Below are 24435 nucleotides of genomic sequence, written 5' to 3'. Positions count from 1 at the left end.
TGACCATCGCGTCTAGGCCGCGAACGTTAAAACCCCCTAAAATTTCGATCGGAAACGGCGCCGCCATCAGCCTGTTCGATCAGTCGAAGCGGTTGTCGCGCGGGAAGCCCGTCGGGGGCATCCGCCCCGCCGCCCCGCGCGCCGTCCGCCAGGCCGACAGATCGGCCTCGGTCCGCACGCGCCCGGTCTCGCCCCCCATCGGCCAGCTGAGCCCGTCCTTGAACACGAAGGTCGTCGCATCCGACAAGCCGCCGTCGCGATAGCGCTGAAGCTGGACGCCCGTGCCGCGTGACAGTTCGACGAACTCGGTCAGCGGGAAGACCAGCAATTTGCGATTGTCGCCGATCGCCGCGACATAATCATCGTCCGGCCCCACCGGCCGGACGACCTTCAGGCTCGCGCCCGCGCGCGGGGTCAGCACCGTCTTGCCCTTGCGCGTCTCGGCGATGGTGTCGGCGCTCGGCACGATGAATCCGCGCCCGTCCGACGCCGCGACCAGCAGCCTGGCCGCGCGGGTGGCGGGCAGGAACCCGGCGATGCCGATCGATCCGTCCAGATCGATCATCGCGCGCACCGGCTCGCCGAAGCCGCGCCCACCGGGCAGCTTGTCCGCCGCCAGCGTGAAGAACCGCCCATTCGCCGCCGCCAGCAGCAGCTTGTCGGTGGTCTGCGCGTGGAAGGCGAAGGCGGGGCCATCGCCCTCCTTGAACTTCGCCGTCTCGGCCGAGGCGAGATCGACATGCCCCTTCATCGCGCGAATCCAGCCGCGCTGCGACAGGATGACGGTGATCGGCTCACGCTCGATCATCGCCTCCACCGGGATGTCGCGGGTCGGCGCGGCTTCCTCGATCAGCGTGCGGCGGGCACCCAGCGCGGTTTCGGGACCATAACGGTCGCGAATCCTCGCCAGATCCTTCTTCATCCGCGTCCGCTGCCGCGCCTCCGAGCCGAGCAGCAGGGTCAGTTGCTCGCGTTCCTTGTCGAGCTTGTCGCGCTCACCGCGAATCTCGAATTCCTCGAGCCGGCGCAGCGAACGGAGCCGCATGTTGAGGATCGCCTCCGCCTGACGATCGGTCAGGCGGAATTCCGCGATCATCACCGCCTTGGGCTCATCCTCGGTACGGATGATCTCGATCACCCGATCGAGGTTGAGATAAGCGACCAGATAGCCGTCGAGCAGCTCGATCCGGTCGGCGATCTTGGCCAGCCGGTGCTCGGACCGGCGGCGCAGCACCACGAACTGATGTTCGACCCACGCCGCCAGCGCCTCGCGCAGGGACATCACGCGGGGCGTGCGCTCCTTGTCGAGCACGTTGAGGTTCAGGCTGATCCGCGTCTCCAGGTCGGAGAAGCGGAACAGCCCATCCATCAGCACCTGCGGATCGACGGTGCGGGCGCGCGGCTCCAGCACGATGCGGACCTGCGCATCCGATTCGTCGCGCACATCGGCCAGGATCGGCAGCTTCTTGTCGTTGATAAGCGTGGCGATCTGTTCGATCAGCTTGCCCTTGGCGACGCCGTAAGGGATTTCGCTGACCACGATCTGCCAGCCGCCGCCCTTTTCGCGCTCGACCTCGAAGCGGGCGCGGACGCGGAAGCCGCCCCGCCCCGTGGTGTAGCTTTCGCGCAGGATTGCGGGCGCATCGACCACGATGCCGCCCGTGGGGAAGTCCGGCCCCTTGACCAGCGCGAGGATCGCGTCGTCGTCCGCATCGGGCCGGTCGACCAGCAGGATCGCGGCCTCCAGCAGTTCGGCGGCATTGTGCGGCGGGATGCTGGTCGCCATGCCGACCGCGATGCCGCTTGCCCCGTTGGCCAGCAAATTGGGGAACAGCCCGGGGAACAGCTCGGGCTCCTGCTCCTCGCCATTATAGGTCGGGCGATAGGCGACGGCATCTTCGTCCAGGCCGTCCATCAGGTCGATCGCGACCTGGGTCAGCCGCGCCTCGGTGTAGCGATAGGCGGCGGCGTTATCGCCATCGATATTGCCGAAATTGCCCTGCCCGTCGACCAGCGGATATCGCAGCGCGAAATCCTGTGCGAGGCGGACCATCGCATCGTAAACCGACTGGTCGCCATGCGGGTGATATTTACCGATCACGTCGCCGACGACGCGGGCGCATTTCTTGTATCCCGCCGCCGGATCCAGCTTGAGCAGCCGCATCGCCCAGAGCAGCCGCCGGTGCACGGGCTTCAGGCCGTCGCGCACATCGGGCAGCGAACGCGCGGTGATCGTGGACAGCGCATAGACGAGATACCGCTCGGACAGCGCACTGTCGAACGGTGCGTCCAATATGCCGACGGGAGGATTGTCGCGGAGATCGATCGCCATGGGTACCCCGCTTCTAGCAAGCCCGAAGCGCAGGGGCAATCGGGCGGATCAAATCGGGAACGAAACCACACTTGACGGCCGTTCCCTGCGCGACACGCCGGTGGTCAGAAGCGAGCCAGATCGATGCCGCGCCGCCGCCCGTCGGCCGATCCGCCCCGGCGCGAAAAGGCCATGCTGACGCGCATGCGCAGTTGCCATGCAATCTCGCGAAGCGCCGCTCGCGCAAGATCAGACAGGGCGACGGCGGGCGTCCGGCAGATCAGGGAGCCACCGCCTCCACGAGCGTCAGGCGTGGCCGCCGTTCTTCGGCGTCGGCCACGACGCAGCGATTGCGGCCCGTCCGCTTGGCCTCGTACAGCGGGCGGTCGGCGCGGCGCAGCGCGTCGGCCAGATCCTCGCCCGGCCTCATCGGGGCCACGCCAAGGCTGATCGTCACCATCGGCAGATCGGGAAGCGCCAGGTCGGCGACCGACAGGCGCATGCCCTCGCAGATCAGCCGCGCAGTCTCCCCGACGCTGTTGGGGAGCAGCAGCGCGAATTCCTCGCCGCCGATCCGCGCCAGCAACGCGTTGGCGGGCCGCGTACGGTCCAGGCAATCGGACACCGCGCGCAACACCGCATCGCCGCGATCATGGCCCAACCGGTCATTGACCGCCTTGAAGTGATCGATATCGATCAGCACCACCGAGGCGCCGGCCAGGTCACGTTTCTCATAGGCTTCATGGAGCGCCCGGCGATTGGGCAAGCCGGTCAGCGGATCGATCCGCGCCTGATCGTGATGCGTCTGCACCACTGATTGCAGCACCGAGATCAGGATGAGAAGCCCCGCCGCGACGAGCAGCACTCCGGCGCTGGTCTGCGAAAAGACAGCATAGAGCGATCCCGCATAATTCTGATCGATCAGGCTGGTGTCGAAGCGATAGGCGATCACCGTCTTGGACAGGAATTGCAGGCCAGCAAAAAAGAAGACCATCGCCAGCGCCCGGTGCATCGCGGTCCGGGGCGCATCCAACAGGGTCGTGACGCCGCACAGCACCATGCTCGCGGCGAAAAAGCCGTGATAGACCCCTTCATACCAGAACCAGCCGCTCGGCATGCGGCTGCGGAAGACATAATAGGCGATGCCGGGCAGGACGATCGCTGCACAAAGACCCCATCGCGGTCGCCGCCCGTGGAACAGCGACATGGCGGGCGACATCAGGGTCAGTCCGATCAGGAAGACGCACGGTGCCAGGATCTGAACCACAGCCTGATCCGCCCCCGCCACGACCGACAGCCGCAACAACGGCTCCAGCACGCCCACGCCATAGCTCAGCGCGAACCAGCGGCTGCCCCGCGCAGAGGGATTGAGCCATGCAATGACCAGGAAGGTCATGATGAACATCGATGCGACCATCGCGTTCATCAGCAATGGCAAAGTGGCTTGCGGCATGATGCCCGTCGTCTCGCCCGTCGTCTGGATGACCCTGTTTCATGGCCGACCCTGCGTCACAGCCGGCATGGGGCGGCCCTAGCGCAAACGCGCGCCCGAGAGAACTATAAATGCGGGAGAACCATGAATAGCGCGACGCCGCCGTGGCCGCCGAATGCGGGTGGGGCGAAGGGCGGGGACACGCCATGCGCCGCCCCCGCTTCCTCACGCCCATCCCCGACGGGGAATGGACGGCCGCTTATGATCGAGTCGCCTGCGCCTTGGCGACATCCCGGTTGAAATGATCGCCCGCCGCCACCGTGCAGTTCTGGAAGGCGACCGGCGTCAGGGTTTCGACCCCTGCCACCTCTTCGTCGGTCACTGCCCTGCCCCTGGCATTATGCGCCGGGGCGAAGGCGATGACCTCGGGCCGGAAAGCGGCAACGACATCGGCCGTATCGCGACAGGCGACGGTGCGCTCGGCCTGGCCGTTCCTCACCACGGCAATGGCCTCCAGGCCATTGGCCAGCGGCACATGCGCCTGCTCCCAGATCTGCGACGACTGTGCCACTTGCGCGGACCGCGCCTCGGCAGTTCCCGCCATCAGCATCAACGCCCCACCAACAATTCCGACCATCACCTTGCTCATGACCATCTCCTTTGCAAGCACAGACAAAACCCATGACTGGAAGGATCGGTTTCCTATACTTGAAACCTTGCAGGATTTTAATCACATGACCAAGTAACATCCATCATGGACCTGAAATGACGGCGATGTAATCCCGCCACTCCGTTCGGCGCATTGGCTGACACCCAAATGCCCAGCTCCATTGCGCCGCCGCCATCCATCCATTATAGGGCCCGCCATCCCGCCTCGGGCCTCAGCATGGGGGCACCGGGGCTGTACTCATTTCAGGGGACCGCCGCATGGCTCGCCGCCGCCAAATCTACGAAGGCAAGGCCAAGATCCTGTACGAGGGCCCCGAGCCCGGCACGCTGATCCAGTATTTCAAGGACGACGCCACCGCGTTCAACGCCCAAAAAAAGGGCACGATCAACGGCAAGGGCGTGCTCAACAACCGTATCTCCGAGCATGTCTTCACCATGCTCGACCATATCGGCGTGCCGACCCACTTCATCCGCCGCCTGAACATGCGCGAGCAGTTGATCCGCCAGGTCGAGATCGTGCCGATCGAGGTCGTGGTGCGTAACGTCGCGGCGGGCTCGCTGTCCAAGCGCCTCGGGATCGAAGAGGGCGTCAAGCTGCCCCGCACGATCATCGAATATTATTACAAGGACGATGCGCTGGGCGACCCCATGGTCACCGACGAGCATATCGCCTGCTTCGGCTGGGCCAGCCAGGAGGAAATGCACGACATCGCCGATCTGGCGATCCGCGTGAACGACTTCCTGTCCGGCATGTTCGCCGCGATCGGTATCCGCCTGGTCGACTTCAAGCTCGAATTCGGCCGCGTCTGGGACAATGATTTCGGCCGGATCATCCTGGCCGACGAGATCAGCCCCGATGGCTGCCGTCTGTGGGACATGGCCACCAACGAGAAGCTCGACAAGGACCGCTTCCGGCGTGACCTGGGCGGCGAGGTGGAGGCCTATCAGGAAGTGGCACGCCGTCTGGGCCTGCTGCCCGAAGGTGGCGACACCGCCGTCCTCGACCTGGAAGAACATCGCAAGAGCCGGGGCAAGTAATGAAGCTGAAGATTTTCGTCACCCTGAAGCCCGGCGTGCTCGACCCGCAGGGCAAGGCGATCCAGCACGCGCTCGGTAGCCTGGGCTTCGCGGGCGTCGATGACGTGCGCGCGGGCAAGCTGATCGAGATGCAGGTCGCCGACGAGACGACCGACGCGCAGATCGACGAGATGTGCCGCCAGTTGCTCGCCAACACCGTGATCGAGAATTACCGGGTGGAGCGCGCCTGATGAAGACCGCCGTGATCGTCTTTCCGGGCTCGAACTGCGACCGCGACCTCGCCGTCGCGCTGGAGGCGGTGACGGGCGTCAAGCCGGCCATGGTCTGGCACGGCGACAGCGAACTGCCCGAGGGGCTGGGCCTGATCGGCGTACCCGGCGGTTTTTCCTATGGCGATTACCTGCGCTGCGGCGCGATCGCGGCCCGCTCGCCGATCATGCGCGCGGTCGTGGATGCGGCGAACAAGGGGACGCCGGTATTCGGCGTGTGCAACGGCTTTCAGGTGCTGGCGGAGACCGGGCTGCTGCCGGGCGCGCTGATGCGCAACCGCTCGCTCAACTTCGTGTGCCGCGACGTCGATCTGGAGGTCGCCACCACCGACAGCGCCTTTACGCGGCTTTACAAGCAGGGCGAGACGATCCGCATTCCGGTCGCACATCATGACGGCAATTACTTCGCGGATGCCGACACGCTCGACCGGCTGGACGGCGAAGGCCGGGTGGCGTTCCGCTATGCCGAGGACGTCAACGGCTCGGCCCGCAACATCGCGGGCGTCCTGAACGAGAAGCGCAACGTGCTGGGCATGATGCCGCACCCCGAACGCCGGATCGAGGCCGCGCATGGCGGCGACCATGGCCGCCGCCTGTTCGAGGGGCTGCTGGAGATGGTCGGGGCCTAACCCTTTCTCCCCAAGGCCCCTGGTCATGGGACGACATCCGAAAAAGGGGACGCGAGGCCATGCGCGTCCCCTTTTTCATATCCCCGCGCGAAACCCGGATCAGGGAAGCGCGAGCCGATAGCGACACATCACCCGGTCCCCTCGCGCGAACAGATCGCTATCCCCGGGCACCGTCACCGCCTCGACAAAGACCGCCCCGGCCTTCTCCAGCACCCGCCGCGATGCGACATTGTCCGGCCGACAGGTCACCCACAACGCATCGAAACCCTGCGCCACCGCGATCGGCCGGAGCAACCTCACCGCCGCCGTCGCATGCCCCCTTCGCTGCGCGTCGGGACGCACCCGATAGCCCAACTGCCCGCCATATCGCCGCAGATGATCGGTCTTTCCCAGCCGGAGCACGATCTCCCCGACCCGGTCCCCGTCCGCCACGATGTCGTATCGCAGCATGGGCACCCGGCCGCGCACCGGATCGGCCTCGGTCCGCTCGCAAAATGCCAGGCGAACCCGGCTCACACTCGCGCGCGGAACGGCGTGAAGTCCGTCCCCTCGTCGAACACGTCCACGCCCTCGGCGCGCTTCAGCCAGCCGACGATCAGATAGGTCACCGGGGTCAGCAGCACTTCCCATCCCACTTTCAGCGCCCATTGGGTGAACAGCACCACGATCACCAGATGCGGCGTCCAGCCGACCGCGCCCCAGAAGGCGAGCGGATAGAAGATCAGGCTGTCCACCCCCTGCCCCACCAGCGTCGATCCGATGGTGCGCGACCAGAGATGCCGCCCGCCGGTCCACACCTTCATCCGCGCCATGACATAGGCATTGGTGAACTCGCCCGCCCAGAAGGCGCAGACGCTGGCGAAGACGATGCGCGGCACCTGGCCGAAGATGACTTCATAGGCCGCCTGGTTAGTCCAGCTGGGCGCGGGCGGCAGCGCGACGACGACGAAGCTCATGAACGCCATGAACAGCACCGCCACCGTCCCCGCCCAGATCACCCGCCGCGCCCTGGCATAGCCATAGACCTCGGTCAGCACGTCGCCGATCACATAGCTGAGCGGGAAGAACAGGATACCCGCGCCGAACGGCCACGCGCCCACCAGCGGCAGGGTGATGACCGCGACCTTGCCCGCGCCGATGACGTTGGAGAGCAGCAGGATGGTGACGAAGGCCGCCATGACGAAATCGAACCAGCGAAACGCCTCGCGCCCCATATCCCGCGCCGCAACCACCCGTTCCGCGCCCATATCCTGTCCCCAACACACCGATCGCCCGGTGTTTATCGCCATTCCCTTGGGCTGCAAACCACGCTAGGGACGCGGCCATCCGCGCGTCCGTAGCTCAGTTGGATAGAGCAAGGAGCTTCTACCTCCTCGGTCGGGGGTTCGAATCCCTCCGGGCGCGCCATATTGAAAACAGCCGCGGATTCACGCGAATTCTGCCGCAGGCCGCCGGAAGTAATCGGCACCGAACGCCATCATGAAGTGGCGAAAACACGATGAAGCCTGTGAACTTCGGGGCACCGTCATTCATACCTTCGGTTCCACAAACATCTCTCTTGATGTTCGCGAAACCGGCAGCCGCTCACTGGTTGTATCTCGGCCCTGATGCGCTCCCGGCATGATTTCCTTGCTGTTTCAGACGTGGGATGTCAGCGTTCGGCCTGACGCAATGCCACCGGATCCGGTCCGCCCTTCATGCCCAACGATCATCACGACATTCACCGTCGCGAGTTGCCGCCGTTGCCCGCGCTCGCCAGTTTCCTGGCGGCGGTGGAAACCAGCAGCTTTTCCCGCGCGGCACAGCGCATGGCGCTGACCCAAAGTGCGATCAGTCGCCAGATCGCGTTGCTGGAGGACTGGCTCGGGGTGCCGCTGTTCGAGCGGCGTGGGCGGCGGGTGACGCCGACTCCGGCGGCGCTCGCTTATGCCGAGGCGGTGGCACCGGCGGTCGAACGGTTGCGCAGCGCCACGCGGCGGTTCCTGACCCCGGTCGCCGACCGCGCGCTGACCATTGCCACGCTACCCAGTTTCGGGATGCGCTGGCTGGCGCCGCGTCTGCCGGGGCTGACCGCGCGGCACCCCGAATTGCTGGTGAACTTCGCCGCGCGCTCCTATCCCTTCGATTTCGCCGAGGAGCGGTTCGATGCCGCGATCCATTTCGGCCTGCCCGACTGGCCCGGCGCGGACCATGCGCTGCTGTTCCACGAGGATGTGGTGGCCGTCTGCTCGCCCGCCTGGCTGGCGCGCCACCCGGTGGCGACGCCTGCCGACCTGTTGCCGCATATGCTGTTGTCGCTGGAGGCACGGCCCGATGCGTGGAGCCGCTGGTTCGCCGCTGCCGGAATGGCCGATGCCGTGATCGGCGACGGACCGGTCTACGAACACTTCCTGATGCTGGCCCATGCGGCGGCGGCGGGAATGGGCATGGCACTGGTCCCGTCCTTCCTGATCCGGCCGGAACTGGAATCGCGGGCGCTGGTGACACCGGTCGATATCACGCTCAGCGCCCGCGAAGCCTATTATCTCGTATGGCCGCGCAGCAGCAGCCACAGCCCCCTGTTCGACCGCTTCCGCCACTGGCTGCTGGATGAAGCCAGGGCGGAAGCGTAGGAGGATCAGAGCGGCTTGCCGCCCATCTTCCACGTCAGCTGCACGGCATAGCTGCGGCCGATCCCGTCGAACCACGAAATGTCGTAATAGGGATAGGACGCATAGGTCGCATCGTGGATCGGAGCCTGGTCGAACAGGTTGGTGACGGTCCCGGTCACGCGTAGGCGTTCGGTCAGGTCGTAGCGCGCCGACAGGTTGAACAGATAGCTTGCCTTGATGAAGCTATTCTGGTCGTAATTGGGCAGCTTGCCCAGCCGCATTCCGGTGAGCGTGGTCGAGAAATCGCCCAGGCTCCAGGTCAGGCTGGCAGTGCCCTTTTCGCGCGGAATGTCGAAATTGCTGTCGACCGCGAACTTGTTGATGACCGGATCGCCCGGATACTGTCGAACCGTGTGGTTGAAGACATAGGTATAGCCGCCCGACAGGGTGAAGTCGCCGATCGCGGCGGTTGGCAGACGGAAATTGGCGGCGATGTCGATGCCGTCGGTGGTTTCCTCCGCGACGTTGATCGGGTTGACCTTCACCGCCTGTAACCGGCCGGCCAGCGCGCCGCTGGCATAGCGGACCACGCGCGCGATGGCGTCGCGACAGGTGGGTGAGGACGGGTCGAGATTGCCGCCCGCCTGGCACTGCGATTCGTTACGCAAGACCGAGTCGATGCTGATATCGAGCACCTGGTTCTTCATCTTGACCCGGAAATAATCGATCGACACGTCGATCCGGCTCGACGGTTGCCACACCACCCCGCCATTGAACGAGGTCGAGGTTTCGGGCCGAAGCTGACGATTGCCTTCCTTGCGGGCGATGATGGTCTGGTCGGCATAGCTGCAATCGCCGATCGTCTCGTTCGGCTCCTTGGTCCGGCACAGATAATAATCGGTCGCGGAAGGATGGGTGTTGCCCGGCCCGCGGAAGACATAATTGAGGTCGGGCGCGCGGAAGCCGGTGCCATAGGCGGCACGCAGCAACAGTCGCCGGGTCGGGCGCAACTCGCCGCCGATATTATAGGTGAAGCGGCCGAAGGTGTTGTCGGCGATGTGGAAGGAATCGTAACGACCGGCCGTGCTCAGTTGCAGGAACGACAGCACCGGCACGCGGAATTCATAGCCCAGCCCCCAGCGGCTGCGCGACCCGCTGCCGTCCGAATCGACCAGCCCGACATAATGATTGGTCAGCGCCAGCGGATCGGGGCGCAGTTCATAACCCTGCTTGCCCGCCTCCGCGACCAGCGCGAAGCCGACCGGTCCGGCGGGCAGCTGGAACAGGTCGGTCGTGTTGAGCGACGCGGACAGCGTGTCGGTCCACGAGCGCGGGCGATAGAGCGAATCGACCGAGATCGAGCGGTATTCCTGCGGGGTCAGCGGCGTGTAGAGGCGGCGTGCATCGGCGTTGAAGATCGCATAGCCGGTCGCAGGATCGACCCCCTGCTGCTGCCCCAGGAACAGCGCGTTCGATTTCGAGATGACGATTTCGGGGAAGGTGACGCGCGAATCATATTGCGCGTGGTTGAGCGATACCTCGTATTTCCATTTGTTGTTCTGGCCGAACTGACCTCGGATGCCGGGCGTGATGTTGAAGGTGATCGACCGGTTACGGGTCATGCCGTTTTGAAATCCGCCCATCTCCTCGGGTGTGAACTGGCGCGTCCAGTTGTCGAGTTGCAGCCCGCTGTCGGTCGCGTCAGGGGAGAGGTTGGGATTGAAGAAGGTGCCCTCTTCATTCCCGGCGGGGGATACGTAATACCAGCTTTTCACCCGGCGGAAGAGGTTCAGCTTCGACACGCTAAATTGCAGGTCGGCGAACAGTTCGGTGCCGCCGCCCAGGTCGTAGCCCATGGAGCTGTAGGCGGTGAGCGACTTGCGCTCCGAAAGTATCGTGCCATAGGCAACCGACTCGTTGCTACCGCAGAAACGGCCGTAACGGCGGCGGTCGGCGTAATAGGTCGTGCCCTGGTTCAGCGAGGACAGCACACTGCACGTCGCCTGGCCCGGATCGAGATAGTTCGTATTCTCGTCGGACCGCAGGAAGGTTCGCTGCGCCAGCGGGGCGGCGGTGGTCGGGTTGTCGGCGGTCGAATCCTGCCGCTTGCGCTGATATTGCCACAAGGGGCGCTGGTTCAGATATTCGATCCCGGCGACACCGTGGAAGCCGCCGGTTTCCCAGCCGGTCGTCGCCATCAACCGATAGGCCGCGCCGCCGCCATGGTCGGTATCGCTATAGCGCATGTCGATCCGGGTGCCATCGGCCCTGGTCTTCAGCTGGAAATTGACGACGCCCGCAATCGCATCCGACCCGTAGATCGCCGAGGCACTGCCGCTCAGCACCTCGACCCGGTCGATCAGGCCGACCGGGATGTTGGAAATGTCGGTGAAGTTGCTGTTGCCCTGAAACGGCAGGGGAAAGTCGGCGATGCGGCGGCCGTTGACCAGGACCAGCGTGTGGTTGGGTCCTAGGCCGCGAAGGTCGACCTGTTGCGCACCAGGGCTGAAGCTGGCGCCCGAGGCGCTTTGTTGTCCCTGGGTGTCGCCGCTGTTCTGGGTCAGGCTGCGTAGCACGTCGGGCACACTGAGAAAGCCGCCCTTCAGGATATCTTCCGAGGTGACGACGGTGACCGGCGCGGGGCCTTCCTTCTGCACGCGCGGGATGCGCGATCCCAGGACGGTGATCTCATCCGATGCCCCCGCCGCCGGAGCGCTGGTGGGCAGGTCCTGCGCTATCGCGCTGCCTGCGGTCGCCAGCGTTACCATCCCCGCACCCGCCAGCCAGTGCGCGACCCATTCCCCCCGCATTACAATGCTCCCTTTTTCTCCCCTGAATGCAATCATAATGACATAGACTTTGAACATACTGAAATATAAAAACTCAAAACTGAATGAGCGTATAGCTATTTTGATAGGGAGTGTGGCCTTGCGACACTATGTTACGGGCATCGCATTGATATGCGCGGGAATCGCGTCGGGAGTGCCTGTTGCGGCGCAGCAGGCGGCAACGGCTTCGGTCGCAGGCGCCCGCTTTTTGGTGTCCGGCGATCCGGCCAAGCCCCGGCCCGCCACCACGTCGCAGGGCCTGATGCTGATGGGCGGCGGTGACTGGGACAAGCAGGCGTTTCAATGGTTCGCGAAGAAGGCGGGCTATGGCCACATCCTGATCCTGCGCGCATCGGGTGACGGCGAGGGCGGACGCGAGATGTTCGCCATGATGGCCGGGGTGCAGTCGGTATCGACCATCCTGTTCACCGATCGCGCCGCTTCGACCGACCCCCGCGTGCTGGCGGCGATCGCCAAGGCCGACGGCATCTATCTGGCGGGCGGCGACCAGGCGAAATATGTCCGCTTCTGGAAGGGGACGCCGGTCGCCCGCGCGCTCGACGCGCATGTCGCTGCGGGCAAGCCGATCGGGGGCACCAGCGCCGGTCTCGCCGTGCTGGGCGGGACCGCTTACGGCGCGACGGACGGGGGCAGCATCGATTCGTTCAAGGCGCTGTCCGACCCGCTGGGTGATGCGGTGACGCTGGTGCATGATTTCCTGCACATGCCGCGCCTGGCCCACGTCATCACGGACACGCATTTCAACGAGCGCGACCGGCTGGGTCGGCTGATCGCCTTCGTGGCCAAGGCGCGCGCGACCGGTGATCCGACCGCGATCGGACTGGGCGTCGATGAAGCGGGCACGCTGTGCGTCGAGGCGGACGGACGCGCGACCTTTTACGGACCGGCGAACACTCATGCCTGGCTGGTGCAGCCGCAAGGGGTGCCGCCGCTGACGCCGGGCAAGCCGCTCGACTGGGCCGATATCCGCATCACCGGCATCGCACCGGGCGGAACCATCGACCTCAACCGGCTGAGCGTGCCGAAGCCTGCATTCGTCGGCACGGCAAAGGTCGTCGCGGGCAAGCTGATCGACGCGCCGCTGCCACCCGGCGGTCACTGGTCGCTGGCGATTCATGGCGGGGCGGGGGTGATCCCCAAGGGATCGCTGACCCCGGAGCAGGAGCGCGCCTATCGCGCCGGGCTGAACGCGGCGCTGGCCGCTGGGTCGGCGGTGCTGGCGAAGGGCGGTAGCAGCCTCGATGCGGTACAGGCGGCGGTTCGGGTGCTGGAGGATGATCCCAACTTCAACGCGGGGCGCGGCGCGGTGTTCGATGCGGAGGGCAAGAACCAGCTCGACGCCGCGATCATGGACGGCGCGACGTTGCGCGCGGGCGCGGTCGCCGGGGTGAGCGCGACCAAGAACCCCATCGTGCTCGCCCGCGCGGTGATGGAGCATAGCCGCCATGTCCTGCTGACCGGGGCGGGGGCGGACCAGTTCGCGCGCGAACAGGGGGTGGAGCAGGTCGATCCGTCCTATTTCCGCACCGACAAGCGCTGGCGCGAATATCTGGAGTGGAAGAAGGACGAGCAGCACGCGGCGCTCGACCCGACGCACCGCTTCGGCACGGTCGGCGCGGTGGCGCGCGACCAGCGCGGGCACCTGGCCGCCGCGACCTCGACCGGCGGGCTGACCGGTAAGCGCTGGGGCCGGATCGGCGACTCCCCGATCATCGGGGCGGGCACCTATGCGATGGACCAGACCTGCGCGGTGTCGGCGACCGGCACCGGCGAATTCTTCATCCGGCAAGTCGCCGCGCGCCAGCTTTGCGACCGGGTCCAGTGGAAGGGGAAGGACATCGCCACGGCGGCCAGCGACACGATCGAGGAAGTGAGCGAGATCGGCGGCGATGGTGGGCTGATCGCGATGGATGGACGCGGCCACATCGCCTTCGCGATGAACAGCGACGGCATGTATCGTGGTAGCGTATCGGACGACCAGCCCCCACGTACCGCTATCTATGCGGGAGAACAGGATGTCGGCCGATAACCCAACCCCCTCGAAGCGCGAACTGGACGCGCGATTGCTGGCGCTGTTGCGGCAGGATTCGCGCGTGCCGGTGTCGGAACTGGCGCATGTGCTGAACGTGTCGCGCGCGCATGTCTATGCCAGCATCGCGCGCATGGAGCAGGACGGGACGATCGACGGCTATACCGTGCGGCTGGGCGAGGCGCATGACCGGCGCATGGTGCGCGCGCATGTGATGATGACGACGCTGCCCAAGCTGCTGGACGAGACGAACGAGGCGCTGGCGGCGATCCCGGAGCTGACCGGGATCTATGCCATCGCCGGCGAATATGACCTGATCGCCATGGTCGAGGCGCCCAGCCTGGAGCGGCTGAACGATGTGATCGACGCGATCGGGCGGCTGGAAGGGATCGGGCGAACCATGTCGGCGGTCGTGCTGGCGACCCGGTTGCGGCGGTAGCGGTTCCTACCTCGCCAACACCCGGTCGATCAGTTCGACCGGGTGCAGCGGGCGGCGGCCGGTCAGGCGCTTGGTCTGGCAGCGGCACGAAAAGCCGGTCGCGAGCATCGCATCGTCCTGAGTCGCCTGCGCCCAGCTGAGCGCGAAGATATCGCGCGACAATGTCTGGTTCTCCGCCTCATGGCCGAACAGCCCGGCCATGCCGCAACAGCCGGTCCTGGTCGGCTCGGCGGGGATGCCGAACCCTGCCAGCGCCTCCGCCCAGAGCGCCAGCACCTGTGGCCGCAGCGCCTGTTCAGAGCAGTGGCCCAGCAGGCGTTGCGGCGGAACTGCGTTAGCGGCGGCAGGCACGCGGCCCTGTCGAACCGCCTCGGCCAGCAGTGTCTCCAGCCCGGCGACCTCAACGCTGTCGCCGGTCATCTCGGCAAATTCCTGTGCGAACATCAGCGCGGTGGCGGCATCGAGCCCGACCAGCCGCACCCCGAGATCGGCCAGCGCGCGTACTTCCGCCATCCGCGCACGGGCGATGCGAGCGAAGCGGTCCCTCATGCCCAGCAGGTGCAGCACCTTGCCATTGTTGCGCGGTGGCAGGCGCTGCACGGTGTAGCCGCACGCCGCGAGCACCCGAGCGGCGGCCGCGGCCAGCGGGCCGTCAAAGCTGGCGGTGAAGCTGTCCTCGACCAGCACGACCGTGCGCGCGCGCATGTCGGCGGCCATCTTCCCGATCCTGCTGGGCGAGACGATCGGGGGCAGCGCGCGCGGATGGGCGACCGCGAAGGCGGGCAGATCGACATAACCGAGCCTGCGCTCCAGCGTCGCTCTCGCCCGGTCGCTGCTGGCGATGCGGTTGGCGATGCCCGGCAGGAGGCGCGCCACGGCCAGCATCGCTTCCATCCGCGCGACGACGTGGTGGCGGATGGGACGGGCTCGCTTGCCCCAATAGCGTTCGGCGAAGCGTGACTTCATCGTCGGCACGTCGACCTTGACCGGGCACAGCGTCGTACACGCCTTGCACGACAGGCAGGTGGCGAGCGATGCCTGGGTATCGGCGGCCATTGCGTCGCGTTCCGCCACCTCAGCCGGCATCGGATGGGGGATCGAATCGAGCCGTGCCCAGGCCTGCAACAGCGAGGCGCGGCCCTTGGGCGATTGCGCACGGTCGTGGGTCGCCTTGTAGGACGGACACATCACGTCAAGGGAGTCCCATGCGAAGCACGCGCCGTTGCCGTTGCAGGCGACCGCGCGGTCGAAGGCTTCCGAGTGCGCCGCATCGATGCGGCGATCGGCTTCTCCGCGCAGGGGCACAGCGTCGATCCGGTCGATCGGCTGGCCAGCGGGGGCGGCGAGCTTGCCGGGGTTGAGGCGATTGTACGGATCGAACGCGGCCTTCAGCGCCTGCAATTCCGGGTACAGGCTGCCGAAGAACAAGGGCGAGAACTCGCCGCGATAGCCCCGGCCATGCTCGCCCCAGAGCAGCCCGCCATAAGCCTTGGTCAGCCGGGCCACCTCGTCGGAGATCGGGCGGATCAGCGCGGCTTGTTGGGGATCGCGCAGGTCCAGGAACGGGCGAACATGCAGACAGCCGACATCCGCATGGCCGAACATGCCGTAGTTGAGGCCGTGCCCGTCCAGCAATGCGCGAAACTCGGCCACGAAATCGGCCAGCTTTTCCGGCGGGACGGCGGTATCCTCGACGAACGGAATACCCTGTCGCGTGCCGCCCAGCCGGGCGAGCAGCCCGACCGATTTCTCGCGCAAGGACCAGAGCTGGCCGATCGCGGCCTCGTCACGGACGATCCGCATGTCGCCCTGCGGGCCGATATCGGCCAGCGCGGTCAGGCCGGCTTCGATCGTCGCCTCGTCATCGGCGGTGAATTCGACGAAACTCATTGCCGCTACCGGCTCGTCGCCCGTGCTGCCCAGCAGCCCTTCGACGCTCGCCCAGATGATATCGCTGCGCGCGACGCCCAGCACCTTGTCGTCGAGGATTTCGATCGCGACCGGATCGGCGGCGATCAGCCGCTGAACGTCGCGCATCGCGGTGTCGAACGCACCGTAACGGATGACCGCCAGTGCGCGCGTCTTCGGACGGTGGGCGACGCGCAAAGTGATCGAGCGGGTGATCGCCAGCGTGCCCTCCGACCCTGCGAGCAGATAGCCTAGGAAGAACCGATCGGTTGCGGCGTCCCATGTCTTTTGCAGGTTATAGCCGGTCAGGCCCCGGTTCATCTCCGGGAAGATCGCGGCGATGTCGGCGGCGCGGGTCGTGACGATGCGCAGCGCTTCGCGGTGAATATCGGCGACGATGCCGCTACCCGCCGCGATGGCCTCTGCCTCGCGCCGAGTCATCGGCTCTGCGCGCCAGGAGGTGCCGTCGGACAGGGTCAGGTCCATCGCGACGATATAGTCCGATGTCTTGCCCCAGCGGCGCGATCCCTTGCCCGACGCATCGGTCGCGACCATGCCGCTGATCGTCGCGCGGCTGGCGGTCGACACCATCGGCGGAAAGAAGCGGCCATGCGGTTTCAGAAAGGCGTTGAGCTGGTCCAGCACCACCCCGGGTTCGACCGTGACCGTGTTCGCATCCGCGTCGAACGTGCCGATGCCCCGCATGTGGCGGGCGAAATCGACGATGATCCCGTCGTTCAGCGACTGGCCGTTGGTGCCGGTATTGCCGCCCCGTGGCGTCAGCGACAGGTCGGTGTCGCGCAGGGCGCGGACCAGCAGGGACACATCATCGCCGGAGCGCGGATAGACGATGGCGGCCGGGCGGACCTGATAGATGCTGTTGTCGGTCGATGCGACCTGCCGCGCGCCGATGCCGTCCTCCGCATCGCCGGTGAATCCCGCCCGGTCCAGGGCGCGTAGCAGGTCGGCGACCGTCGCCATCAGGCCGCCGCCGCCCCGCGCAAGGCCTCGCGCACGGCCCTCATGGACCGTGCCTCCACCTCGGCATAGAGCGCGAGTTCATCCTGCACTGCGCTACCCAGCGCCGCCTCGAACGCGGCCTGCGCCGCCGATGCGGCATAGCTGCGCTGTTCGGTGCCGCCCAGGTTCGACTGGAAGATGCCCGCCGCGCTGACCGGCAGGAAATCCTCATAGACGATGGGCCGCGCGCGGACATGGCCTGCCGCCAGCCAGTCCTCGATGTCGCCCGCCCGACATCCGCCGGTCGTCACCAGCCGCTGCCCAGCCTCGGTCAGTTCGTAGCGGAACCAGGCTAGCCCCTGTTCGCGCAAGGCATCGACTGTGTCGGGAAAGGCGGCGAAGGCGGTGGCGAGCCGGTCGGCATAGCTTGCATCCTGCGACCCCGCCTCGCCCCGCGCCGTCGCCAGCAACCGGTCATAGAGCGCGCGGCCCTTGGGCGTCAGCGCCGCGCCGCGCTGTTCGATCTCGCCGAACCGGGCGGTGTGCTGGCCGGGCTGCTCGCCGGGAAAGATCACGTCCTCCTCTATCGCCTTGAAACTGGTCTGGCGCAGCAGGATCGGCACGGCGCGCCGCGGCGGCCCCTCGATCACCGCCTTGGCGTCGATGCCGCGCACCTGCATCGCGTCTTGCGCGGCATCGATGTCGAGCGTGCGCGGGGTCAGGTGGTTGATATGCGGCCCGCGAAACGACACGATATCGGCGATCAGCCGGTGGGCTTCATGCAGCCGGTCATAGGTCGCGGCATCGACCCGTGCATCGCCGTGCCAGCGAAAGGTTTCGAGCAGCGCCAGGACGAAGCGACCGGCATCGGCATCGTCCAGCCCGCCCTGCGCCTCATGCCGTTCGATCAGATGGATCGCTTCGTCGGTAAAGATCCGGCGCGTTGAAAGGATCGTCTCAGCCTCGGCGCGCAGGCCCGCATCCTCGATCAGTTCGAGGCGGAGCAGCGAGGTGAAGACCCGGAACGGATTGGCCGCGAGCGCCCCGTCGTCGACCGGGCGAAAGGCGGTCGAATGCACCGGCACGCCCGCCACCGACAGGTCGTAATAGCCGACCGGAACCATCCCCATCACGGCAAAGGCGCGGCGCATCATGTGGAGTTCGGCCGCCGTGCCCAGCCGGATCGCACCGTGTCGTTCGACGTCCAGCCGGTCGAACTCGTCGGCCGCCGCCAATTCCGCCGCCAGATCGGGACGCTCGGCCAGCACGGTGGCATTCACCTCCGCGACGATCGACAGCAACTCGCCATAGAGCGGCACTTCGGCGCGGTACATCGCCGACATGGCCTCGGAAAAGCGGGTGCGGATGGCGTCGGCGGGCGTGAAGGGGCGGGTCATGGTCACCTCGAACATATGGGGTTAGCGCGGGGCAAAGGTGATGGGATCGCCGATCCCGACGCCCAGCCTATGGGCGGCATCGGGGTCGAGCAGGACACCGTCATCTTGCGCGGCAATCTGCGCGAAACAGGCGCGAAAGCCCGCCAGCCGGCCAGCGGCGGCGATGCTGGGCATGGCGGTATCGCTGTGTCCCACCGCCCGGACGACGGCGCTGCGGGCGGTGCGGATGGTGGCGATGTCGTCGGTCGCGGCGGTCACGGTCGGGCCGCCGTCGAACAGATCGACATAATGGTCATGCCGAAACCCCTCCTTCTCCAGCAGCCGCAGCGCGGGGCGGCCGGAGGGGTGCGGCACGCCCAGCACGGCCCGCGCGCTTTCGGGCAGCATCGCCAGCAGGACGGGGGTGGTCGGCATCAGTCCGGCCAGGACATGGGTGCCATGTTCCGCGTTGAACGCATCCGCCGCGGCAAAGCCCATTCCGAAAAAACGCGCGGCGATCCCGTCCCAGAACGGCGCTTCGCCCGCATCGTCGACCACGCCGCGCAACTCGGCGATGGTCCGGTCGGCGAAACGACGACGGTGCATGGCGATAAACAAATAGCGGCTGCGCGCCAGCAGCGTGCCTGCTCCCCCGGCGCGGGCATCGGCACGCAGGAACAGCCCGCCCACCTCGCTGCACCCGGCATGGTCGGTGCAAATGGTCAGCGTGGTGTGATCGACCGAGCGGCCCAGCACGCCATGGTCCGCGCCATGCCGGTCGATGCGATAGCTATAGAATGGCGCGTCGGTGCCGATATGCGAGAATATCTGGCAGGTGCCATGGATCGCGCGGGTCGCGCTGTTCTCCAGCACGAACAGGAAGCGGTCGACGCCGAAGCTGTCGGTATCGCGCGCAAAGGCGGCATCGGCAGCGGCCAGCCGCTGGCCCAGTTTCGCTTCGTCCGGCGGCAGGTTCACGAACCCGCCGCCGGTGGTCCGGGCCATGTCATAGAGCGCCGACAGGTCATGCCCGCCGGCCGCCCGCAGGACGATCGTCACGCGGCACCCGCTCCCAATACGGCTTTCAGCGTGTCCCAGTTGCCCGCCGCGCTGGCCGCCTCGAAGCTGGCCATCGGATAGGCGCAATAATCGGCGGCATAATAAGCGCTGGGGCGATGATTGCCGGAGTCGCCGATCCCACCGAACGGCTGCGCCCCCGCCGCGCCGGTCGTCGAGCGGTTGCGGTTGACCACCCCGGCACGCGCGTCGAGGACGAAGCGCTCCCACAGTGCATCGTCGCCGGTCAGCAGCCCGGCGGACAGGCCGAACCGGGTGTCGTTCGCCGCCATGATCGCGGCGTCGAAATCGGCGACGCGGACGACCTGCAGCACGGGCGCGAAAATCTCTTCGTCGGGCACCGCCACGCCGGTCACGTCGAGCAGTGCGGGCGTGACGAAGGCCGCACTGCGCCCGTCAATCCCTTCGAACGGCACGATGGCGCGGGCACCGGCGGCCTCCAGCGCGGTGACCTGCGCACGGGCGGTCGCGGCGGCGGCGTCGGAGATCAGGGAGCCGATATAGGGGTTCTCGTCCCAGCGGCCGATGGGCAGGCGCGGGATCAGCGCGGCCACCGCCTCGATCACCGCATCGCCGAACGTCCCGGTCGGTAGGATCAGGCGGCGGGCGCAGGAACAACGCTGCCCGGTGGTGATATAGGCCGACTGGACGATCAGCGCCGCCACCTCGGTCACGTCCCCGTCCCACGCGATCAGCGGGTTGTTGCCGCCAAGTTCGAGCGCGAGGATGACGTCGGGCCGCTCGGCAAATGCGCGGCGGAAATGCGCGCCGGTCGTCGCCCATCCGGTGAACAACAGTCCGTCGATATCCGCCGCGACCAGCGCCGCGCCGGTTTCGCGCGCGCCCTGCACAACGCTCAGCACGCCTCCGGGAAGACCTGCCTCCGACCAGGCCGCCGCCATCGCCGCGCCGACCGCCGGGGTCAGCTCGGACGGCTTGAATACGACCGTATTCCCGGCCAGCAGGGCGGGCACGATATGACCGTTGGGCAGGTGGCCGGGGAAGTTATACGGACCCAGCACCACCATCACACCATGCGGGCGGTGGCGCAGCACCGACTCGCCGAAGGGCATGGCGCTGCGTTTTTCCCCGGCGCGTTCGGCCTGGGCGGCGATCGACAGCGCGACCTTGCCGACCATCGTCCCGACCTCCTGCGTGCTCTCCCACAAGGGCTTGCCGGCTTCGCGTGCGATCAGTTCAGCGATGTCTGGGGTCCGGGCCTTCAGCACCGCGGCATAGGCACGGGCGATGGCCACACGCTCCTCTACCGACGTCCGCCGCCAGTCGCGGAACGCCGTGCGGGCGCGCGCTACCGCCGCGTCGACATCGACGCGGCTCGCGGTCGGGCCGGACCAGACCGTCTCGCCGGTCGCCGGACAAATGGAGGTCAACATGTTCATGCCGCCTGCGCCATCATGCCGCGCGCCGCGACACAGGCCGCTTCCAGCCGGGTGACGGCCTCGGCAATCTCCTCGGCCGAGATCAGCAGCGAGGGGAGGAGGCGCACGCAATTCTCACCCCCGCCCGCGACCAGGATGCCATGGTCGCGCGCGATCCCCATGAACGCGCGATTGTTCGGGATCATCTTCAGGCCGATCAGCAGGCCCTTGCCGCGCACCTCGGCGATCACGTCGGGGAAGCTGCTGCGCAACGCCTCCAACCGCTCGAAGAAATCGGCGCTGGCGGCACGGACATGAGCCAGCGTCGCGTCGTTCGCGATGGTGTTGAAGGCAGCGATGCCGACCGCCATGGCCAGCGGATTGCCGCCAAAGGTCGTGCCATGGACGCCCGGCGTCATGCCCTTGGCCGCTTCGGTGGTGGCCAGGCAGGCCCCGACCGGAAAGCCCGATCCCAGCGCCTTGGCCAGCGCCATGATATCGGGCGCGGCCCCATCGAACCACTGGTGCGCGAAGAGCGTGCCGGTACGGCCCATGCCGCTCTGCACCTCGTCATGGATCAGCAGGACGCCGTGATGGCGGGTCAGTTCGCGCAGCCGCAGCAGCCAATCGCCCGACAGGGCACGCGCGCCGCCTTCGCCCTGCACCGGCTCGACGATCACCGCCGCCGTGGTCGGGCTGGCGATCGCCTGCTCGATCGCGGCGGCATCATCGATCGACAACTGGACGAAGCCCGGCAGGCGGGGACCGCACCCCTCCATATAGCCCGCATTGCCCGAGGCGTTGATCGCGGCATAGGTCCGGCCATGAAACGACCCGGCGAACCCGACGATGTCGATCCGCTCCGGCTGGCCGCTGACGTGGTGATAGCGACGCGCGGTCTTGATCGCGCATTCGACCGCCTCGGTGCCGGTATTGGCGAAGAACACGCAGTCGGCGAACGACGCATCCACCAGCCGCCGCGCCAACGCCTCCTGCCCCGGAATGCGGAAGATGTTGGAGACGTGCCACAGCTTGCCTGCCTGTTCGATAAGCGCGGCGACCAGAGCGGGATGGGCATGGCCCAGCGCGTCGGTGGCGATCCCCGCCACGCAGTCGAGATAGCGCCGTCCCTCGGTATCGATTAGCCAGACGCCCTCGCCGTGGTCCACCGCGATCGGCGCGCGGTTGTACAGGTTCATCAGGGGATCTGTCATGACGGCTCCTATCATCGATTCGGGAATGCACGGGCGCTTCACGCAACGGTGCTATTGGACCCGGATATGGGCGTGGCCAAACGCATTGACGTCATCTGTTGATGACGGTTCGGAATGAACACGCTGGCGCTATTTCGCCGTGACGGGCGTGACGGTCGGCGGGCATCCTTCCCGCTTGCAGGGCAGGCTGTCGTCCCATGACAACAGGCGGACGACCATGTCGCCGGGCTGAGTGCGCGGGTCGGTGCCGATGCCCGCGACCCGCGCGTCGAGCGGCGCGGTCACCGTGGCGATGGTCCGGCCGAACGGGTCCGTGACGATCGCCAGCACGTCGCCCTTCTTCACATATTGGTTCAGCTTCACGCGCACATGCGCCCATCCGCCGCGCGGACTTTCGACATTGGTCACGACATTGCCGAGGAACGGTTCCGGATCGCGCAGATCGGGTTTGCCCGGCAGCATCCCCCGGTCGATCATCACGTTGCGCACGCCGCGCAGGCCGCGTGCGATCATCGCATCGTCGAACATCTCCGCACCGCCCAGTTCATAGGTGACGGCCGGGATGGCATTGGCGTTCAGCATGTCCTCCACCGCGCCGTCATAGCCCGCATTCACATAGACGCTGTCGGGCCGCAGCATCATCGCGATCCGCTTGGCGATGGAGGTCGCGACAAAGACATAGGCCGGATAGGTACCGCCGCGCGACTGGGTATGCAGGTCGACCGCGAAATCGGTATTGCCGATGAAGATACGCGACCATAGCCGCCCGGCGTAGCGCTTTGCCGCATTGCCCTCACCGCCCTGCGCGTGCGGATCGCGGGGGATCAGGCGGTTGAGATTGTCGCCCGAGCCATTGTGCCCGCCGGTAAAGGCGCGGGTCGAATTGCGCAGCCCCGGCGCGTTGAGGCCCGGCACCGCGATCAGCGTTCCTTTCAGCGCCGCCGGATCGAGGCCTTCGACCAGCTGATGGATCACGCCGATGCCGTTCAGTTCGTCGCCATGGATGCCCGCGGTCAGAAGGAAGCGCGGGCCGGGCTGTGCACCCTTCACCACCACGATCGGGACATAATAGCCCTGTCCAACCTCATTGTCTTCGACCCGCAGCCACAGCCGCGTCTTGCCGCTGGGCAGGGCGGCGACGTCCAGCTTCTCGATCACCGGCGAACCGTCGATCCGGTCCCCCGGCTCGCTCGACAGGGCGGCGGCAGGCAAGGCTGCCGACAATGCGACGGCCAGCATGGGCCGGATGAACATACGGAACGATCCGAACATGGCGGTTCTCCAAGGTCACAGGATCAAGACCTCGCATGTCGTTACGTATGCGGCTAAGCGAAAATCCGTCATGTCCTCATGCATCCTGCTCATCACTGGAACAGGGTGTCGTCATGGAAGGTTCCTGACGCATCCGCGTGAGTTTGCAGCTATCCTGAGACGATGGTCGAGCAGGTATGAGGCGTTGCCCCGCCGACCCTTGGCGTCTAACGCGAAATCGTGCCGCTGCACTCTCGATCGCCATTCAACGGAGTGCTGGATCAGGCGATGACATGGAGGATGGCTCCCCTTGGCTAGCGAACCGTGCCATCGAGTCGGTTTGCGTGGACACCTGCTCATTGCAGGTGGAAATTACAGGTGAGGTCCGGGCAATGGCCTATTATCCTTGGCGTCGGGCTTGCCAGCCGCCACCGCAAAACGGCACTCAGAAGTCTAGGAGGCGTGGACAAATTGCAGGTCTATGGGCATCGGTGACCAAATACGCCGAACACCTCCGTGATGGACTTGGCGTCAACCTTCCAGCGCACTGACCATATCGTTGTGCAGATTGCGCTACCTCGTTGAATATCTGCCGACCGGTATCCGTCAGGGCCTTGAGGGCTGATTTTAAAGCCGTCCTTCTGAAGTGTCGAAATAACAGCGCTCTCGGCGGAGCCCACAGGATAAGCGGCACGCACTCGCTGATCGAAGACCCGCTCGGCATCGCGAACGTCAGCCGGAAGTTTATCGGCAATAGGTGGCAGAGACTGGTTTGAAGCACTGCTACACGCGGTTAACAGGCCGAATAGCATCAGAACCAATTGGTAGCGCATCAAGCGTGATGTTGGCAGCAGGTTTGCGCCGAAATCAAGAGGCCGTTGACGCGGCTAGGGTCAGGACCCATTGATGTGGGAGGCGCGATCTGATTCAGGCTCCGTGAGGAGAGAGTGGATGAGCGACCTGTACTGGCTGACGGATGAGCAGATGGCGCGTCTGCAACCGTTCTTTCCCAAG

At 66.3% G+C, this 24435-nt stretch carries 18 protein-coding genes and 1 tRNA gene; 7 read left to right on the top strand and 12 right to left on the bottom strand.

From position 1 onward, the window contains the following. Positions 1-79 precede the first annotated feature (79 nt). The 3 genes from parC to RN629_RS05075 form a co-directional block, all read right to left on the bottom strand. Positions 80-2332 carry a DNA topoisomerase IV subunit A gene (parC, locus tag RN629_RS05085; RefSeq protein ID WP_407034192.1) on the bottom strand — a complete coding sequence of 751 codons (2253 nt, stop codon included), beginning with the start codon at positions 2330-2332 and terminating at the stop codon, positions 80-82. Between the two features lie 259 nt (positions 2333-2591). Continuing rightward, a complete protein-coding gene (locus RN629_RS05080; RefSeq protein ID WP_407034191.1) occupies positions 2592-3764 on the bottom strand; it encodes a GGDEF domain-containing protein in 1173 nt (390 codons plus the stop codon). A 238-nt stretch (positions 3765-4002) separates the two neighbouring features. Continuing rightward, positions 4003-4392: a hypothetical protein gene (locus RN629_RS05075; protein ID WP_407034190.1), complete on the bottom strand. Its 390-nt coding sequence runs from the start codon at positions 4390-4392 to the stop codon at positions 4003-4005. A 278-nt stretch (positions 4393-4670) separates the two neighbouring features. On the opposite strand from RN629_RS05075, the gene purC reads away from it, so the two are divergent. The 3 genes from purC to purQ are packed head-to-tail and all read left to right on the top strand — an operon-like array spanning position 4671 to position 6348. Then, on the top strand, positions 4671-5450 hold the full coding sequence (gene purC / locus RN629_RS05070) for a phosphoribosylaminoimidazolesuccinocarboxamide synthase (protein WP_407034189.1): 780 nt from the start codon (positions 4671-4673) through the stop codon (positions 5448-5450). Continuing rightward, a complete protein-coding gene (gene purS, locus RN629_RS05065) occupies positions 5450-5680 on the top strand; it encodes a phosphoribosylformylglycinamidine synthase subunit PurS (RefSeq protein WP_175313981.1) in 231 nt (76 codons plus the stop codon). Before purC ends, purS begins: the two co-directional genes overlap by 1 nt. Continuing rightward, on the top strand, positions 5680-6348 hold the full coding sequence (gene purQ / locus RN629_RS05060) for a phosphoribosylformylglycinamidine synthase subunit PurQ (RefSeq protein WP_407034188.1): 669 nt from the start codon (positions 5680-5682) through the stop codon (positions 6346-6348). Before purS ends, purQ begins: the two co-directional genes overlap by 1 nt. A gap of 99 nt (positions 6349-6447) precedes the next feature. Here purQ and RN629_RS05055 read toward each other — a convergent pair whose 3' ends face one another. After that, a complete protein-coding gene (locus tag RN629_RS05055; RefSeq protein WP_407034187.1) occupies positions 6448-6864 on the bottom strand; it encodes a GNAT family N-acetyltransferase in 417 nt (138 codons plus the stop codon). Continuing rightward, positions 6861-7595, bottom strand: coding sequence for a queuosine precursor transporter (locus tag RN629_RS05050; RefSeq protein WP_407034186.1), 735 nt, complete (start codon positions 7593-7595; stop codon positions 6861-6863). The genes RN629_RS05055 and RN629_RS05050 overlap by 4 nt, the downstream gene beginning before the upstream one ends. Positions 7596-7678: 83 nt before the next feature. On the opposite strand from RN629_RS05050, the gene RN629_RS05045 reads away from it, so the two are divergent. Together RN629_RS05045 and RN629_RS05040 are read left to right on the top strand one after the other, a co-directional pair. After that, positions 7679-7755, top strand: a tRNA-Arg gene (locus tag RN629_RS05045). A gap of 290 nt (positions 7756-8045) precedes the next feature. Beyond that, the gene (locus tag RN629_RS05040; RefSeq protein WP_407034185.1) at positions 8046-8960 is read left to right on the top strand and encodes a LysR substrate-binding domain-containing protein; all 915 of its coding nucleotides are present in this window, start codon (positions 8046-8048) and stop codon (positions 8958-8960) included. 5 nt (positions 8961-8965) lie between these two features. On the opposite strand, the gene RN629_RS05035 is transcribed toward RN629_RS05040, so the two are convergent. After that, on the bottom strand, positions 8966-11749 hold the full coding sequence (locus RN629_RS05035; RefSeq protein WP_407034184.1) for a TonB-dependent receptor domain-containing protein: 2784 nt from the start codon (positions 11747-11749) through the stop codon (positions 8966-8968). Positions 11750-11867: 118 nt separating this feature from the next. Between RN629_RS05035 and RN629_RS05030 the strand changes: the two genes are divergently transcribed. Further along, positions 11868-13817: an isoaspartyl peptidase/L-asparaginase gene (locus RN629_RS05030; RefSeq protein ID WP_407034183.1), complete on the top strand. Its 1950-nt coding sequence runs from the start codon at positions 11868-11870 to the stop codon at positions 13815-13817. Continuing rightward, positions 13804-14256, top strand: coding sequence for an Lrp/AsnC family transcriptional regulator (locus RN629_RS05025; protein ID WP_407034182.1), 453 nt, complete (start codon positions 13804-13806; stop codon positions 14254-14256). Before RN629_RS05030 ends, RN629_RS05025 begins: the two co-directional genes overlap by 14 nt. 6 nt (positions 14257-14262) lie before the next feature. On the opposite strand, the gene RN629_RS05020 is transcribed toward RN629_RS05025, so the two are convergent. The 6 genes from RN629_RS05020 to RN629_RS04995 all read right to left on the bottom strand — a co-directional run bounded on the left by RN629_RS05020 (position 14263) and on the right by RN629_RS04995 (position 23442). Further along, positions 14263-17145: an FAD-binding and (Fe-S)-binding domain-containing protein gene (locus tag RN629_RS05020; RefSeq protein WP_407034181.1), complete on the bottom strand. Its 2883-nt coding sequence runs from the start codon at positions 17143-17145 to the stop codon at positions 14263-14265. Then, the gene (gene hglS / locus RN629_RS05015) at positions 17145-18521 is read right to left on the bottom strand and encodes a 2-oxoadipate dioxygenase/decarboxylase HglS (protein ID WP_407034180.1); all 1377 of its coding nucleotides are present in this window, start codon (positions 18519-18521) and stop codon (positions 17145-17147) included. The genes RN629_RS05020 and hglS overlap by 1 nt, the downstream gene beginning before the upstream one ends. Before the next feature lie 21 nt (positions 18522-18542). Continuing rightward, positions 18543-19559: an arginine N-succinyltransferase gene (locus tag RN629_RS05010; protein WP_407034179.1), complete on the bottom strand. Its 1017-nt coding sequence runs from the start codon at positions 19557-19559 to the stop codon at positions 18543-18545. Further along, positions 19556-20977, bottom strand: a complete 1422-nt coding sequence (astD, locus tag RN629_RS05005; RefSeq protein ID WP_407034178.1) for a succinylglutamate-semialdehyde dehydrogenase — start codon at positions 20975-20977, stop codon at positions 19556-19558. The genes RN629_RS05010 and astD overlap by 4 nt, the downstream gene beginning before the upstream one ends. Then, positions 20974-22170, bottom strand: a complete 1197-nt coding sequence (locus tag RN629_RS05000) for an aspartate aminotransferase family protein (protein WP_407034177.1) — start codon at positions 22168-22170, stop codon at positions 20974-20976. The genes astD and RN629_RS05000 overlap by 4 nt, the downstream gene beginning before the upstream one ends. A gap of 129 nt (positions 22171-22299) precedes the next feature. After that, positions 22300-23442, bottom strand: coding sequence for a succinylglutamate desuccinylase/aspartoacylase family protein (locus RN629_RS04995; protein ID WP_407034176.1), 1143 nt, complete (start codon positions 23440-23442; stop codon positions 22300-22302). Positions 23443-24435 lie beyond the last annotated feature (993 nt).

This window comes from Facivitalis istanbulensis, from assembly GCF_040560405.1.
Classification (GTDB): Bacteria; Pseudomonadota; Alphaproteobacteria; order Sphingomonadales; family Sphingomonadaceae; genus Sphingomonas; species Sphingomonas istanbulensis.
Note: the sequence above shows the minus strand (reverse complement) of the source record. Positions and strands in the feature narration are given on the sequence as shown.

Bases quoted from the DNA above. Each gene is read 5' to 3' on its own strand.
- parC (WP_407034192.1), bottom strand. From the start codon at position 2,332: ATGGCGATCGATCTCCGCGACAATCCTCCCGTCGGCATATTGGACGCA.
- RN629_RS05080 (WP_407034191.1), bottom strand. From the start codon at position 3,764: ATGCCGCAAGCCACTTTGCCATTGCTGATGAACGCGATGGTCGCATCG.
- RN629_RS05075 (WP_407034190.1), bottom strand. From the start codon at position 4,392: ATGAGCAAGGTGATGGTCGGAATTGTTGGTGGGGCGTTGATGCTGATG.
- purC (WP_407034189.1), top strand. From the start codon at position 4,671: ATGGCTCGCCGCCGCCAAATCTACGAAGGCAAGGCCAAGATCCTGTAC.
- purS (WP_175313981.1), top strand. From the start codon at position 5,450: ATGAAGCTGAAGATTTTCGTCACCCTGAAGCCCGGCGTGCTCGACCCG.
- purQ (WP_407034188.1), top strand. From the start codon at position 5,680: ATGAAGACCGCCGTGATCGTCTTTCCGGGCTCGAACTGCGACCGCGAC.
- RN629_RS05050 (WP_407034186.1), bottom strand. From the start codon at position 7,595: ATGGGCGCGGAACGGGTGGTTGCGGCGCGGGATATGGGGCGCGAGGCG.
- RN629_RS05040 (WP_407034185.1), top strand. From the start codon at position 8,046: ATGCCCAACGATCATCACGACATTCACCGTCGCGAGTTGCCGCCGTTG.
- RN629_RS05035 (WP_407034184.1), bottom strand. From the start codon at position 11,749: ATGCGGGGGGAATGGGTCGCGCACTGGCTGGCGGGTGCGGGGATGGTA.
- RN629_RS05025 (WP_407034182.1), top strand. From the start codon at position 13,804: ATGTCGGCCGATAACCCAACCCCCTCGAAGCGCGAACTGGACGCGCGA.
- RN629_RS05020 (WP_407034181.1), bottom strand. From the start codon at position 17,145: ATGGCGACGGTCGCCGACCTGCTACGCGCCCTGGACCGGGCGGGATTC.
- hglS (WP_407034180.1), bottom strand. From the start codon at position 18,521: ATGACCCGCCCCTTCACGCCCGCCGACGCCATCCGCACCCGCTTTTCC.
- astD (WP_407034178.1), bottom strand. From the start codon at position 20,977: ATGAACATGTTGACCTCCATTTGTCCGGCGACCGGCGAGACGGTCTGG.
- RN629_RS05000 (WP_407034177.1), bottom strand. From the start codon at position 22,170: ATGACAGATCCCCTGATGAACCTGTACAACCGCGCGCCGATCGCGGTG.
- RN629_RS04995 (WP_407034176.1), bottom strand. From the start codon at position 23,442: ATGTTCGGATCGTTCCGTATGTTCATCCGGCCCATGCTGGCCGTCGCA.